Source organism: Sphingopyxis sp. NJF-3, assembly GCF_053514865.1.
Window position 1 is genome coordinate 2,941,750 of sequence record NZ_CM130726.1, and the last position, 14,008, is coordinate 2,955,757.

General features: G+C 65.4%; 12 protein-coding genes. 9 read left to right on the plus strand and 3 right to left on the minus strand.

The window, feature by feature from the left end; translation table 11 throughout:
• Positions 1-278 precede the first annotated feature (278 nt).
• From ACOTSS_RS14330 to ACOTSS_RS14340, 3 genes are all read left to right on the plus strand, one after another.
• Entirely contained in the window at positions 279-3,473 is a 3,195-nt protein-coding gene (locus tag ACOTSS_RS14330; RefSeq protein ID WP_448688790.1) for a TonB-dependent receptor domain-containing protein, read from the plus strand.
• An 80-nt stretch (positions 3,474-3,553) separates the two neighbouring features.
• Positions 3,554-4,339, plus strand: coding sequence for a hypothetical protein (locus ACOTSS_RS14335; protein WP_448688791.1), 786 nt, complete (start codon positions 3,554-3,556; stop codon positions 4,337-4,339).
• Between the two features lie 11 nt (positions 4,340-4,350).
• Positions 4,351-5,946, plus strand: coding sequence for a sulfotransferase (locus tag ACOTSS_RS14340; RefSeq protein WP_448688792.1), 1,596 nt, complete (start codon positions 4,351-4,353; stop codon positions 5,944-5,946).
• Between the two features lie 57 nt (positions 5,947-6,003).
• Here the strand turns inward: ACOTSS_RS14340 and ahcY are convergent, their stop codons facing one another.
• Positions 6,004-7,410: an adenosylhomocysteinase gene (ahcY, locus tag ACOTSS_RS14345; RefSeq protein ID WP_448688793.1), complete on the minus strand. Its 1,407-nt coding sequence runs from the start codon at positions 7,408-7,410 to the stop codon at positions 6,004-6,006.
• 417 nt (positions 7,411-7,827) lie between these two features.
• On the opposite strand from ahcY, the gene ACOTSS_RS14350 reads away from it, so the two are divergent.
• Entirely contained in the window at positions 7,828-8,226 is a 399-nt protein-coding gene (locus ACOTSS_RS14350; RefSeq protein WP_448688794.1) for a hypothetical protein, read from the plus strand.
• Between the two features lie 44 nt (positions 8,227-8,270).
• Here ACOTSS_RS14350 and ACOTSS_RS14355 read toward each other — a convergent pair whose 3' ends face one another.
• Positions 8,271-8,834, minus strand: coding sequence for a YqgE/AlgH family protein (locus ACOTSS_RS14355; protein ID WP_448688795.1), 564 nt, complete (start codon positions 8,832-8,834; stop codon positions 8,271-8,273).
• A 355-nt stretch (positions 8,835-9,189) separates the two neighbouring features.
• Here ACOTSS_RS14355 and ACOTSS_RS14360 point away from each other — a divergent pair, with 355 nt between their 5' ends.
• The 4 genes from ACOTSS_RS14360 to ACOTSS_RS14375 all read left to right on the plus strand — a co-directional run bounded on the left by ACOTSS_RS14360 (position 9,190) and on the right by ACOTSS_RS14375 (position 13,072).
• Positions 9,190-9,669 (plus strand): redoxin family protein, encoded by a 480-nt coding sequence (locus ACOTSS_RS14360; protein WP_448688796.1) that lies wholly within the window; start codon positions 9,190-9,192, stop codon positions 9,667-9,669.
• A gap of 87 nt (positions 9,670-9,756) precedes the next feature.
• The gene (locus ACOTSS_RS14365) at positions 9,757-11,241 is read left to right on the plus strand and encodes an AMP nucleosidase (protein WP_448688797.1); all 1,485 of its coding nucleotides are present in this window, start codon (positions 9,757-9,759) and stop codon (positions 11,239-11,241) included.
• Entirely contained in the window at positions 11,238-12,011 is a 774-nt protein-coding gene (locus ACOTSS_RS14370; protein WP_448688798.1) for an SDR family NAD(P)-dependent oxidoreductase, read from the plus strand. Before ACOTSS_RS14365 ends, ACOTSS_RS14370 begins: the two co-directional genes overlap by 4 nt.
• 185 nt (positions 12,012-12,196) lie before the next feature.
• A complete protein-coding gene (locus ACOTSS_RS14375) occupies positions 12,197-13,072 on the plus strand; it encodes an OmpA family protein (protein WP_448688799.1) in 876 nt (291 codons plus the stop codon).
• Positions 13,073-13,140: 68 nt separating this feature from the next.
• On the opposite strand, the gene ACOTSS_RS14380 is transcribed toward ACOTSS_RS14375, so the two are convergent.
• Positions 13,141-13,623, minus strand: a complete 483-nt coding sequence (locus ACOTSS_RS14380; RefSeq protein WP_448688800.1) for an SRPBCC family protein — start codon at positions 13,621-13,623, stop codon at positions 13,141-13,143.
• A gap of 48 nt (positions 13,624-13,671) precedes the next feature.
• Between ACOTSS_RS14380 and ACOTSS_RS14385 the strand changes: the two genes are divergently transcribed.
• Positions 13,672-14,001, plus strand: coding sequence for an ArsR/SmtB family transcription factor (locus ACOTSS_RS14385; protein WP_448688801.1), 330 nt, complete (start codon positions 13,672-13,674; stop codon positions 13,999-14,001).
• Positions 14,002-14,008 lie beyond the last annotated feature (7 nt).

Here is a 14,008-nt window from a genome sequence, read left to right on the forward strand (position 1 = left end):
GCCCTATCGACAGTCATGGAGCGATTCAATCGTTCGGCGCAGCGCCGCCGAAGCGGCCGGTCGCAGCTGGACGCCGCTTGGTCGACTGCGACAGTTCGGCCACAGCCGCTTTCCGAAAGGATCGGGCGCCGCCCTAACCCGCTTGACTTGCGGGCAAAGCTTTGGAACGCTCGCCGTCATGGCAAGTCCCAGGGCGCCAAGACGCCCGAAGGACTTGACGTTTTGGTAAGGCCAAATGGGCAAATGCGGCCTTGAATAAAAACCGGGGAAACATCGATATGAAGGATATGAAGAGCGCCGCGCCGCGTCTGCGGCGGAATCTGGGTTTGGCGAGCGTGTCGGCGATGGCCGTGATGCTCGCGACGCCGGCCTTTGCGCAATCGGACGACGCCGCGCAGAATGACGAAGCGGTCGCCGCGCCGACGCCTGCCAGTCCCGAGGATTCGATCGTCGTCACGGGTTCGCGCATCAGCACCGTCACGCCGTTCAACAGCCCCGACCCGATTACTGTCATCGATCCCGGCATCGCATCGAAGGAAGGCAAGTTCGACCTCGCCTCGACGCTGCAGAGCTCGCCGGTCGCAGCCGGATCGACCCAGATCACCGCCGCGATTTCGTCGAACTTCGTCACCAACGGCGGCCCCGGCGCGCAGACGATCGACCTTCGCGGCCTCGGCGCCAATCGTACTCTCGTGCTGCTCAACGGTCGCCGCGCCGGCCCGGCGGGCACCCGCGGCGGCGTGTCGTCGTTCGACCTCAACGTCCTTCCCGCCTCGATCGCGGGCAGCGTCGAAATCCTGAAAACCGGCGCTTCGTCGGTCTATGGCTCCGACGCGGTCGCAGGCGTTGTCAACATCAAGACCAAAACCGACATCGACGGGCTCGAACTCAATCTGAACACCTCGGTTCCCTTCGACAGCGGCGGCGAGGAATATCGCGCCAGCGCCGTATGGGGCAAGACCTTCAGCCGCGGCCACATTCTGCTCGCCGCCGATTATACCCACGTCAAGGAACTGAAGCGCGGCGATCGCAGCTATCTTGCCTGCCCCGAGGCCTATACCTTCCGCGAGGACGGGAGCCGCGCGGACCTGATCGACCCGCGCACCGGCAAGCCGAAGTGCGAGGATCTGCCGTGGGGCCATGTCTGGACCTATGACTATATCGGCAACATGCGGCTCGACGGGCCGGGCGGCCCCGACACGGGTATCGACACGACACGGGGCGGCCCCGTTACGCTGATCCAGTATCAGTATCCGGGCGAGCGGCTGGGCATCCCTGCCTTCGGCCCGCCGTCCTATGGATATGGCCCCACCTTTGACGGGGACGGGAACTTCGTTGCCCCCGGCGCTGCCGACATCGGCGTCCCGGCGGGCTGGTTCCCGGTCGGCTACACCACCGACACGCTGGCGGTGCAGAATAATTACCACCCCTTCTATGACGAACAGACGATCATCCCCAAGACGACGCTGATCACCGCCTATGCCGAAGGCTCCTTCGAGCTGTCGGACGAGGTCGAGGCGTTCGGCGAATTCCTGTTCAATCGGCGCAAGACCTACCAAAACGGATTCCGCCAGTTCTGGAACTTCGGTTACACCGGCGACCTCTATGGCACCGGCAGCAACACCAATATCTGGGCGCCCGGCTGGAGCGGCGTGAACACCGTCAGCCCGACCGGGATCACCAATCACGCCGACAACAGCCAGAAGGTCGATTATTATCGCGGCGTCTTTGGCCTGCGCGGCGAGGCGCCCGAGGACGGGAGCTTCTTCGGCGGCTGGCGCTGGGAAGTCTACGGCCAGTACAGCAAGAGCATCGGCCGCTATCGCAGCGAACAGATTTTGCAGGACGTCTACAACTCCGGGCGCGCGCAGGGGCTGCAGTTCGCGGGCTCGTGCGTCGGCACGGTCCTGCCGGTCTCGGGCAAGCAGTGCATCGACCTGCCGTGGATGGATCCTTATTTCCTGCGCGGCGACATGACGCCCGAACAGGTCGATTTCATGTTCGACTGGGAAGAAGGCAAGACCGTCTATACCCAGAAAACGATCGAAGGGACGGTGTCGGGCAAGCTGTTCGACCTGCCCGCCGGCCCGGTCGCGATCGCGCTCGGTTTCAACGGGCGCGAGGACCGGATCAACGACGTGCCGGGTGAGATCACCCGCGCCGGCAACGCCTGGGGCTCGACGGCGGCGGGGATCACCGCGGGCAAGAGCTTCACCAAGGAGGCGTTCGGCGAAATCAACATCCCGATCTTCGCCAACAAGCCCTTCTTTGAAGAGCTGACGCTGTCGGCCGCGGCGCGTGTCACCAGCGTCAAATCGACCCGCAAGTCGGACGGCGTGTCGGACAGCGACAATGGCAACTGGACCTATAAGCTGGGCCTCAACTGGGCGGTGAACGACTGGCTGCGCTTCCGCGGCAGCTATGGCACATCGTTCCGCGCCCCGGCGCTGTTCGAACAATTCCTCGCCAACGAAACCGGCTTCATCAGCGCGCGCGATATCGACCCGTGCGTCAACTGGGGGCAAGGTGTGGATGACGGCTCGACGACGCGGCGCGTGGCCGACAATTGCGCCGCCGATGGGATTCCCGATGACTATGCGGGTGGCAACATCACCGCCACCACCTTTTCGCAGGGCGGTCTCGGCCAGTTGCGGTCGGAAACCTCGCGCGCATGGGTGGCCGGCGCCATCCTGACGCCGAAGTTCGACTTCCTGCCCGACACGACGATCAACCTCGCGGTCGATTATTTCGACATCAGGGTGAAGAGCGAAATCACCCAGCTCGGCGCGAGCAATATCGTCTTCGGCTGCTACGATTCGGAAGATTTCGCGAACGAACCGCTGTGCAACCTGTTCACGCGCGGCCAAACCGCCGATCCGCTGGCCGTGAACGAGGTCTATGACCAATATGTCAACATCGCGAGCCAGCGGAACAGCGGCGTCGATGTCGAGCTCAACCTGCGCCACGACCTCGGGAAGCTCGGCCGCCTGTCGTTCACTGCGGGCATGACCTGGCAGACCAAGGATGACTTCAAGCTGCTCCCCAATTCGGTGGCCAGCTCGACGAACGGCGAAGCCGGCTCGCCGCAATGGGTCGGCGATTTCCGCGCCACCTGGGAAAGCGGCGACGGCTTCACCTTCTTCTATGGGATGAACGTCATCGGCGGCACGTCGGACGTCGGCGACTTCCTGCGCCGCAACGGCGACGATCCGTGCATCGATTCGTCGCTGCGCGGGCGTTATTGCCCGAAGCTGACGGCGCCGGCGACCTTCTATCACAACGTCTCGGTCTCGCAGGAGATTGCCGACCGGTTCGAGATCACCTTCGGCATCGCCAATCTGTTCGACACCCGCCCGCCGCGCGTGTCGGTGCTGAACGGCGGCCAGATTTCGACGCTCGGGCCGGTGATCGTCGCGTCGCAATATCCGTTCACGGGGCGCCGCGCCTTCCTGAACATCTCGAGCAAATTCTGATCGATTTGACAGACGGCGGGACGGGGCGGCATGGCAACATGCCGCCCCGTTTCATTTGATCGAAGGGAGCCCGCCGGGCCATGCCAACCGTCCGCGTCCAGGCCGATACGCTCGACGACGAAAATCGCCGCTTTGCGCAAATGCCGCTGCGCCAGCCGGTATTCCTGAACAGCGTGCCGAAAAGTGGCAGTCACTTGCTGCGCAATATCCTGCGCATGTTCGTGCCGGTCGAACAGCAATACGGCCGCGACTTCATCCAATGGGCCAATCTGCCGCAGCATCGCGCCGCCTTCGATCCGGCGCGCCCGATGCTGAGCTGGGGCCATCTGTTCCTCGCCGACGCTTCGGCGATCGAAACCGCGCCGGCGCGCCGCATCCTCCTCTATCGCGACCCCTATGACTGGGTGCTAGCGCGCGCGCGCTTCTTCATTTCCGAACAATTCGCCAGCAATATGGATCATCTGAAATCGGGCGCGCTCACCGCCGACGAGTTGCTGACGATGATGATCTTCGGCCTGCCGGGCAAAGCGCCGTCGCTGCGCGACATCTATGAAATGAATGCGGCCGCCTGGCTGGGCGCGCGGGTCCATGTCGTGACCTATGAGGACATGGTGCGTCACGTCGGGGCGCTCGACACGCCCGATGCCGACGCCTTTTTCGGTGCCCTGCTCGACGCTTGCGGGATCGAGCGTCCCGGCGACTGGCGCGAGCGGATTCGCGTCGGGTCGGATCGCAAGCAAAGCGGCACCGCGCGCGAGAATTTGACCGGCATCGGCATCGAACTTCCCGATACGCTCGGCCCGCGCCACCGCGCGCTCGTCGATTATCAGGCGCCGGGGCTGCGCGCGCTGCTCGGCTATGATTGAGGGGGGACCGAATGCCACCGTCCAACCGCCGGCAGGGTGATGTCGTCGCCTATTCGCTGCTCGCCAAGGCAGACGAACTGATCGCCGCCGGCCGCTACGAGGAAGCCGCCCAGCGGGCCATCGAACATCTGCGCCGCAACCCCGACGAACCGCAGGGACTCGCCACGCTCGGCAGGATCGCGGTCCTGCTTGGCGCGCTCGGCCAGGCCGAGCATTTCCTGCGCGCCGCACTCGCCAAGGGCGGCGACAGCCGGGCGCTCCGCCGCCAGCTTGCCTCGGTTCTCGAACAGCAGGAACGACTAGCCGAGGCCGAAGCCATGTTGACGGCACTCGAGGAGGGCAACCCGGATACCGAGCTGCCGGCCGCCCGCGCGCATATCCTCGAAAAACTCGGGCGGGTGGACGAAGCGCGGACGATCCAGCAGCGGCTGACCGAGACCGAGCCCGGCAAGCCCGCCAACTGGGTCGCGCTCGGGCACAGTCTGCGCGCTGCCGGCGACTCCACCGCCGCCGCCGCCGCCTATCGCAAGGCGGCCGCGCTCGACTATGAATATGGCGAAGCCTGGTGGAGCCTCGCCAGCATCAAGCGCAAGCTGCTCAGCAACGCCGACATCGCCGAGATTCGCCGGGGAATCGCCGTCGCGGTCGATGTGCGCAACAGCGCACCGCTGCATTTTGCGCTCGCGCGCGCGCTCCACGATCGCGAACAATATGCCGAGGCGTTTCGTCATTATGCCGAGGCGAATCGCCAACGCGCCGACAGCATCGGCTACGATGCGCGCGAACTGACCGCCGAAGTCACCGAAATCGAGCAGTCGATCGGCCCGGCCTTCTTCGATGTATTACCCGCCGCATCGCTCGGCGACAGCGTGCCGGTGTTCATCGTCAGCCTGCCACGCTCGGGCTCGACCCTGCTCGAACAGATGCTCGGTAGCCATCGCGATATCGAATCCGTCGGCGAACTCGCCTACGCCCCGGCGATCCTGCGCGGCGCGATCGAGATGGCGACGCGGCGCGGCCCCGTCACCGTGCCGCAGCTCATTGCCGGCATCGGCCCCGATCAGGCAGCGGCGATGGGCGAGGACTATCTCCGCCGCGCGGCGTTGCACCGCAGGACCGGCAAGCGTTATTTCGTCGACAAGCTCCCGCACAACTGGAGCAACATCCTGTTCCTGCGCAAGATATTGCCGCAAGCGAAGTTCCTCGACATCCGCCGCCCGGCGATGGACTGCTGCTTCTCCAACTTCACCCAGAATTTCTCTCGCGCGCACGGCGCATCCTTTGCGCTCACCGACATCGGACAATGCTATGTCGACTATGTGCGGCTGATGACGCATCTCGGTCGCGTCGCGCCGGGGCTCGTTCACCACATCGACTATGCGGCATTGGTCGCCGATCCCGAATCGCAGTTACGCCCGGCGCTCACGCATCTCGGGCTCGACTGGGACCCCGCGATCCTCGAATTCCATAAGCTCGACCGCGTCGTGCGCACCCCGTCGAGCGAGCAGGTGCGCCGTCCGCTCAACCGCGACGGCATGGAGGTCTGGCGCCCCTATGCCGAATGGCTCGGCCCGCTGCGTGACGCGCTGGGGGACTTGGCGGAATAGAAAAGGGCGCCGGAAACTCCGGCGCCCCCTTTCCATCCGCACTGCGCGAGGTTGCGCTCAGTAACGATAATGATCGGGCTTGAAGGGCCCCTCGACCGGCACGCCGATATAATCGGCCTGCTTCTGGGTCAGCTTGCTCAATTTCACGCCCAGCTTCTCAAGGTGCAGCGCCGCGACCTTCTCGTCGAGGTGCTTGGGCAGGACATAGACGTCGTTCTCGTACTGCTCGCCCTTGGTGAACAATTCGATCTGCGCGAGCACCTGGTTGGTGAAGCTCGACGACATCACGAACGACGGGTGGCCGGTGGCACAGCCGAGGTTCACGAGGCGGCCCTTGGCGAGGACGATGATTTCCTTGCCGTCGGGGAACTGGACGAGGTCGGTGCCGGGCTTGACCTCGGTCCACTTGTAATTGGCGAGCGCCGCGATCTGGATCTCACTGTCGAAATGGCCGATGTTGCACACGATCGCCATCGGCTTCATCGCCGCCATATGCTCGGCGGTGATCACGTCGGCGTTGCCGGTCGCGGTGCAGAAGATGTCGGCGCGCTGGACCGCCTCGTCCATCGTCACGACCTCATAGCCCTCCATCGCCGCCTGCAGCGCGCAGATCGGGTCGATTTCGGTGACGAGCACGCGCGCGCCGCCGTTGCGAAGCGACGCCGCCGAGCCCTTGCCGACGTCGCCGAAGCCCGCAACCGCGGCGACCTTGCCCGCCAGCATCACGTCGGTTGCACGGCGGATCGCGTCGACCAGGCTTTCCTTGCAGCCATAGAGGTTGTCGAACTTCGACTTGGTGACGCTGTCGTTGACGTTGATCGCCGGGAAGGGCAGCTCGCCCTTCTTCGCGATCTCGTACAGGCGATGCACGCCGGTCGTCGTTTCTTCCGACACCCCCTTCAGCGCCTTGACCGTCTTGGTCAGATAGCCGGGGTTCGCCGCGACGAACGCCTTCAGCGCGCGCTGGAACTCGACTTCTTCCTCATTCTCGGGCGCGGGCAGCGTCGCGCCGGCCTCGATCTTCGCGCCCCACAGCGCGAACATGGTGGCGTCGCCGCCATCGTCGAGGATGATATTCGACGTGGTGTCGCCCCAGTCGAAGATGCGGCCGACATAGTCCCAATAATCGGCCAGGCTTTCGCCCTTCACCGCGAACACCGGCGTCCCGCCCGCGGCGATTGCGGCGGCGGCATGGTCCTGGGTCGAGAAGATGTTGCAGGTCGCCCAGCGCACCTCGGCGCCGAGCGCGATCAGCGTCTCGATCAGCACCGCGGTCTGGATCGTCATGTGCAGCGAGCCGGTGATGCGCGCGCCCTTCAGCGGCTGCGCCGCGCCATATTCGGCGCGCAGCGCCATCAGGCCGGGCATTTCGGTTTCGGCGATCGCGATTTCCTTGCGGCCGAAGTCGGCGAGGGCGATGTCGGCGATCACATAGTCACGGGTGTCGGCGGCGAGAGTGGCCACGATGCATGTCTCCTGTCAGGCGGGCGCGGACGCGTCGACGCGGCGGCGCAATTATGTTGCGCGCCCTAGCCCAAAGAGCTCTTGGGATCAAATATAAACTATTCTTTATATCGCAAGGGAAGCGCGGCTCACCGGACGGGCGAACCGAAACCCGAACCGCAACCGGGGCGCGAATCACTGGCCGCCCACGTCGGCGACGTCGAAAATTTTTTTCCGCCGCACCCATTATGACAATCGGAGCGCGAGAATTGTGACACGAGTCGCCCACCGCCAAGATTCTGAAAATCCTGACTTATAATGCGACTTGCGATAAGCATAGATGGCATTTGTGACAACTATGTTACAAATAGCCGAAAACATTGACTTTTTTGCCTGCGAGCGAGAAAATCGGTCCAAGTTTTCGGGGAGATAATCGAGATGAAAAAAATCCTGCTGCCGCTCGTCGCTCTGGTCTTTGCAACGCCCGCCGCGGCGCAATCGATCGTGGTGGTTACCGCGCCGCAAACCGACGAGACGGTGCTGCCGGTCGCCTTTGCGGAACTGCGGGCGGGCGAGAATCAGGCGGCGGTCGAAAAACTGACCGGCGACACCCGGCTCGACGCGCGCGATCCGTCGCGGCTGATCAACCTCGGCACCGCCTATGCCCGGCTCGGCCGCACCGCCGACGCGAAGGCGGCCTATGAAGCCGCGGCCGTCAGCCCGATCCGCTACGACCTCGAACTCGCGAACGGCGATTACATGGACTCGCGCTGGGCCGCGCGCACCGCCCTTGCCAACCTCGCCGGCGGCCGCGAACAGCTCGCGCTGGCGCACTAATCGACGAAAGCCGTCGCCCCTTTGAAAGCGGGGGCCGCGACCGGTTACGCCTCGCCGCCCTCCGTGGTGAGCAACCGCGCATCGACCCCCGCTTCGGCGAAGGCCGCCTGCCAGCGCCGGTCGGGCGGCGTGTCGAACAATAAGGCATCGCTGCCCGGCGTGACGTGCCAGCCGTGGCGCACCATTTCCCCCTCGAGCTGCCCCGGCGACCAGCCGGCATAGCCGAGCGCGACCAGCCAGCGCGCAGGCCCGCGCCCTTCGCCGATCGCGCGCAAGATGTCGTGCGAACTCGAAATCATCCAGCGGTCCGACACCTGCACCGCTCCCTCGCCGCCCCAGTCGCGGCTGTGCAGAACGAAGCCTCGCGATGGCTCGACCGGCCCGCCGAGAAACACCGGCCCATCGAGCGGATCCTCGTGTGCGATCTCGAGCTGGTCGAGCACCGCACCCACGGTCATGCCGCCGATCGGGTCGGCGACGCCGATCCCCATAGCGCCCTCTTCATCGTGACTGATCATCGCGATCACCGAATGCTCGAAGCGGGGATCGCCGATCCCGGGCAGCGCGAGCAGCAGCTGGCCGGTGAACCAAGGGGGCGCCGTATCCATCGCCCCATCATGGACGTGCCCGCGCGGTGGGTCCAGCCTCTTTGGGTCGAGGCCTCGCGGGGAGTGGCAGCGATGGGGTGGGGAGCGGATGTTCAGATCCTCCCCACTTGTGGGGAGGTGGCAGCCGCGCAGCGGCTGACGGAGGGGGTTCGCGTCCTTACGCGGCGCCCGCTTCAGACCGCCTGCCCCCTCCACCGCCTTCGGCGGTCCCCCTCCCCGCAAAGCGGGGAGGATTTGATTGGCCGCTACCGGCCGCTACCCGCCATCCTCGAAATTCCCCCGCCCCGCTTGACTCCACCCGCCCGCGCCCCAATCTCTCGGGTTCCAGATATCCCCTCAACGAAAGGATGCCGAGATGACCATTGCGACCGGAGACAAGCTGCCCGAAGCGACGCTGGTGAAGGTGACCGACAACGGTCCCGAACAGGTGAACGCCGCCGAATATTTCAAGGGCCGCAAGGTCGCGCTCTTCTCGGTTCCCGGCGCCTTCACCCCGACCTGCTCGGCGAAGCATCTGCCCGGCTATGTCGACAAGGCCGAGGAATTGAAGGCCAAGGGCATCGACGAGATCGCCTGCACCGCGGTCAACGACGCCTTCGTCATGGGCGCATGGGGCAAGGCCGGCGACGCCGATCAGATTACCATGCTCGCCGACGGCAATGGCGATTTCGCCAAGGCGGTCGGCCTGACGATGGACGGCAAGGCGTTCGGCATGGGCACCCGAGGCCAGCGCTTTTCGATGATCGTCAACGACGGCGTCGTCGAACAGCTCAACGTCGAAGCGCCCGGCGAATTCAAGGTGTCGAGCGCCGACCATATGCTCGAACAGCTGTAGGAATGCCTCAAACCCCTCCCCTTCAGGGGAGGGGCTTAAGGTGGGGCCCTCTTCCCTTTTGTCACAATTTCGTGCAACAGCGTCGCGATGACATCATCCTCATCGCAAACATCCAACACCGCCGATCCCACCGCCCGCGTCGAGGACATTCTCGACGAGCTGAAAAGCCGCTTCAAGGCATCGGTTTCCGCTCTCAAATCGGCCATCGCCGCTTATGTACACGACGGCACGCTGCCGCCCGCCGACGCCGCTTCGACCGGTCTTTTCGACTATCCGGCGCTGCGTCTCGTCACCAATGGCGAGCTGCGCGAAGGCCAGGGGCATAACCTCGCCTTCGGCCGTTTCGAACATGCCGGCGAATTCGTCACCACCGTCACCCGCCCCGACCTGTTCGAGGATTATCTGCGCGCGCAGCTGATGCTGCTCACGCGCCACTATGACGTCGACCTCTCGGTGATCCGCACCGGCCAGCAGATCCCCTTTCCCTATGTGCTCGACGCGAGCGACGGGTCGGATATGGGCCGCGTCACACCGCTCGAACTCGCGCGGCATTTTCCGACCACGGAGCTCGCCGACATCGGCGACGAGCTCGCCGACGGCCTTTTCGGGCTCGACCCGACCGCGCCGCAGCCGCTTGCGCTGTTCGACGCGCTGCGCACCGATTTCAGCCTCGCGCGCCTGCGCCACTATACCGGCACCGCGCCCGAGCATTTCCAGCGCTACATCCTGTTCACCAACTATCACCGCTATGTCGATGAATTCGTCGCCTGGGCGGGCGCGCAGGTCGGCCAGGGCCGCTATACCGCGCTCGCGGGGGCCGCGGGTCTCTATGTCGACCAGCCCGGTACCAACGCGAGCGCGCTCGTCGCCGACAGCGCGTGGCGGCGGCACCAGATGCCCGCCTATCATCTGATCGCCGAGGACGGCAGCGGCATCACCCTCGTCAACATCGGGGTCGGCCCCTCGAACGCCAAGACGATCTGCGACCACCTCGCGGTGCTGCGGCCAGAGGCGTGGCTGATGATCGGGCATTGCGGCGGCCTCCGCCCCAGCCAGCGGATCGGCGACTATGTGCTGGCGCACGCCTATCTTCGCGACGACCATATCCTCGACGCGGTGCTGCCGGTCGAAATCCCGGTCCCGCCGATCGCCGAAATGCAGCAGGCGCTCGCCAGCGCCGCCGAGGCGGTGTCGGGGACCAGCGGGGCCGACCTCAAGAAACGGATGCGCACCGGCACCGTCGTCACCACCGACGACCGCAACTGGGAACTGCGCTACACCGATTCGGCGCTGCGCTTCTCGCAGTCGCGCGCGATCGGCATCGACATGGAATCGGCGACCATCGCCGCGCAGGGCTATCGCTTCCGCGTGCCTTACGGGACGCTGCTCTGCGTTTCGGACAAGCCGCTCCACGGCGAACTCAAGCTGCCGGGGCAGGCGAACCGTTTCTATGAGGAAGCGATCGCCGCGCACCTCCAGATCGGCATCCGCGCCTGCGAACTGCTCCACGACGAAGGCGCGAAGCTGCACAGCCGAAAATTGCGCGCCTTCAACGAGCCGCCGTTCCGGTGAGCGGTGCCCCCACCCTCTCGCGCTCCATCGCCGGCCGCGTCGCGATCGTCACCGGCGCCGCGAGCGGCATGGGCCGCGCGACGGCGCTGCTCCTCGCGAGCGAGGGCGCGAAGGTCGCGGTCACCGACCTCGACCTCGCCGCGTGCGAGGCGGTCGCGGCCGAAGCGGGCCCCGATGCGAAGGCCTTCGCGCTCGACGTGTCCGACGGCGCCGCGATCCGCCATGTCGTCGGCGAGGTCGCGGCGCATTTCGGCGGCATCGACATCCTGATCAACAATGCCGGTGTCTCGAGCTTCGCCCCGCTCGACGCCGAGGACGAATATGAAGCGATCTGGCACCGCGCGATCGCGGTGATGCTGACCGCGCACCAGCGCATGGTCCGCGCCGCATTGCCGTGGCTCCGCCGGAGCGACGCCGCGCGGATCGTCAACATCGCCTCGACCGAAGGGCTCGGCGCGACGCCGGGCGATACGCCCTATGTCGCGGCGAAGACCGGGGTCACCGGCCTGACCCGCGGGCTCGCGGTCGATCTCGGCAAGGAGGGGATCATGGTCAACTGCATCTGCCCCGGCCCGATCCGCACCGGCATGACCGACGCCGTGCCCGAAGCGGACAAGGCGGTCTTCGCCAGGCGCCGCACCGCGCTCCGCCGCTATGGCGAGCCCGAAGAGGTCGCGCATGTGACGCTGAGCCTCGTGCTTCCCGCCGCGAGCTACATCACCGGGGCGGTGATTCCCGTCGACGGCGGGCTGACGGCGCGTAACGCCTGAATATAGCTCGTTTAATTGTCAAAAAGGCGCGGATTCGGGCGCTTTTGCTCCCTCCGCACGATTAGCCGAGCCGTGCAATGCGCTCGACGACCTGCGCAACTTCCGTCCTTGCCGGGCGTAATCCTGTGCCGGAAGGGGCCATGTCAACCGCAGGACCCTGCCGATCCAGTTCAAAGGAGTAGCGTATGGGAGCGGTTTCCAAGAGTCCGAAATTCATGTTGCTCGCCCTGCTTGCGGGGACGGCAACGGTCAGTCTGGCCGCGCAGGCGCAGGATGCGCCCGCAAGCGACAATGTGATCGTCAACGGCCAGCTCATGCCCGACCTCGCCCAGATGGCGAAGGGGCCCGAAATCGAGGGCATCATCTCCGCGCGGAGCGACGGCAGCATGCAGGTCACGACCGCCGACGGCGCCGACACGACGATCGCCCTCGTCGATGCGACCAGGATCAAGGGTAGCGGCGGGTTCCTGGGGCTCAGCAGCGACAAGCTGGCGGCGGATTCGCTGCTCAACGGCCTCCCGGTCAGCGTCGAGACGCTGCAGTGGGAAGGCGGCCTGGTGGCGAGCAAGATCGCGCTCAAGAACAAGGATCTGCGGACCGCGTCGATGATCCGCACCGGCACCAACCAGCGCTTCGCCGAACAGACTGCGGCGACCGAGGCGCTGCGTGGTCGCGTGGGCGACATCGACCAGTATAACGTCAAAGGCACGACGAACGTGAACTTCGACACCGGCAAGGCGGTGCTGTCGGCCCAGGCGAAGTCCGATCTCTGCGCCGCGGCGAGCCAGGCCGAGGCGATGGACAATGCGCTGCTGCTCGTCGTCGGCTACACCGATTCCACGGGAAGCCAGGAACTGAACCAGACGCTGAGCGAAAAGCGCGCCAGCGGTGTCGTCAATTACCTGCAGCAGGCCTGCGGCTGGAAACCCTATCGCATGCTGACCCCGACCGGCATGGCCGAGGCCGACCCGGCGGCGGACAACAGCACCCCCGAAGGCAAGGCGCAGAACCGCCGCGTCGCGGTGAATATCCTCGTCAGCAAGGCTGTCGACGGAATCTAGGATGCATTGGAGGGCGTTCGCCCACCCTGCATTCCCGGCCCTTCCCGCTTCGCCGCGGGGAGGGCCGGTTATTTATACATGCCCTCGCGCAGATTGATGCCGTGCTCGATCCACATCTTGAGCGCGCAGAGCATCTGCGACCAGCCCTGGCAATTGCCGTAGGATGCGCTGAGCGCGCCCTGGTTTTCGCGCCAGCCTTCCTCGGCGATCTCGACCAGGGTGCGGCCGTCGTCGAGGCCCTTGAAGCTCATCGTCACCCGCGTGCGGTAATCGGCGTCCTTGGGCTCGCTGCCCTCGACATTGTGCGCCTCACCCTCGCTCGCTTGCCATTCGAGCACGATCTTCTCGTCCTCCACGACCTCGATGACATAGACGGGGAAGGCCCCCGGAAAGTCATGGAAGTCCCACTCGACAGTTGCCCCGGTCTCAAGCCGGCCCTTGGCGCCGCCGGTGGTGAAATAATGCGACAGCTTCGCGGGGTCGGCGACCGCCTCGAACACCTCGTGCACCGGCTTCGCGATCCGCGCCGCGACTCGGAATTTCAGTTCCATGATCATTCTCCGCTTGAGTTGGTGCAGTTTATGTTATAAATTTATAACATGTCAATCCACGACGATTACGACCGCATCTTCAAGGCGCTCGCCCATGCGGTGCGGCGCCAGATCCTCGACGACCTCAAGGACCAGCCGCTGACCACCGGCACGCTGTGCGAGCATTTCCCCGAAATCGACCGCTGCACGGTGATGCAACATCTGAAAGTGCTGGAAGATGCCGGGCTGGTCATCGCCGAGCGTCGAGGGCGCGAGCGCTGGAACCACCTCGACGCGATGCCGATCCACGACATCCACGACCGCTGGATCGGCCCGCACGCCGCCGCGGCGACAGCGCGGCTGGCGCGGTTCAAGCAGGCGGTGGAGGCGGGGCGATGACGGGGAA

What these genes read in the sequence shown, in the direction of transcription:
- ACOTSS_RS14375 (WP_448688799.1), top strand. Translation starts at nt 12,197, where the DNA reads ATGGGAGCGGTTTCCAAGAGTCCGAAATTCATGTTGCTCGCCCTGCTT.
- ACOTSS_RS14350 (WP_448688794.1), top strand. Translation starts at nt 7,828, where the DNA reads ATGAAAAAAATCCTGCTGCCGCTCGTCGCTCTGGTCTTTGCAACGCCC.
- ACOTSS_RS14360 (WP_448688796.1), top strand. Translation starts at nt 9,190, where the DNA reads ATGACCATTGCGACCGGAGACAAGCTGCCCGAAGCGACGCTGGTGAAG.
- ACOTSS_RS14355 (WP_448688795.1), bottom strand. Translation starts at nt 8,834, where the DNA reads ATGGATACGGCGCCCCCTTGGTTCACCGGCCAGCTGCTGCTCGCGCTG.
- ACOTSS_RS14365 (WP_448688797.1), top strand. Translation starts at nt 9,757, where the DNA reads ATGACATCATCCTCATCGCAAACATCCAACACCGCCGATCCCACCGCC.
- ACOTSS_RS14335 (WP_448688791.1), top strand. Translation starts at nt 3,554, where the DNA reads ATGCCAACCGTCCGCGTCCAGGCCGATACGCTCGACGACGAAAATCGC.
- ACOTSS_RS14330 (WP_448688790.1), top strand. Translation starts at nt 279, where the DNA reads ATGAAGGATATGAAGAGCGCCGCGCCGCGTCTGCGGCGGAATCTGGGT.
- ACOTSS_RS14385 (WP_448688801.1), top strand. Translation starts at nt 13,672, where the DNA reads ATGTCAATCCACGACGATTACGACCGCATCTTCAAGGCGCTCGCCCAT.
- ACOTSS_RS14340 (WP_448688792.1), top strand. Translation starts at nt 4,351, where the DNA reads ATGCCACCGTCCAACCGCCGGCAGGGTGATGTCGTCGCCTATTCGCTG.
- ACOTSS_RS14380 (WP_448688800.1), bottom strand. Translation starts at nt 13,623, where the DNA reads ATGGAACTGAAATTCCGAGTCGCGGCGCGGATCGCGAAGCCGGTGCAC.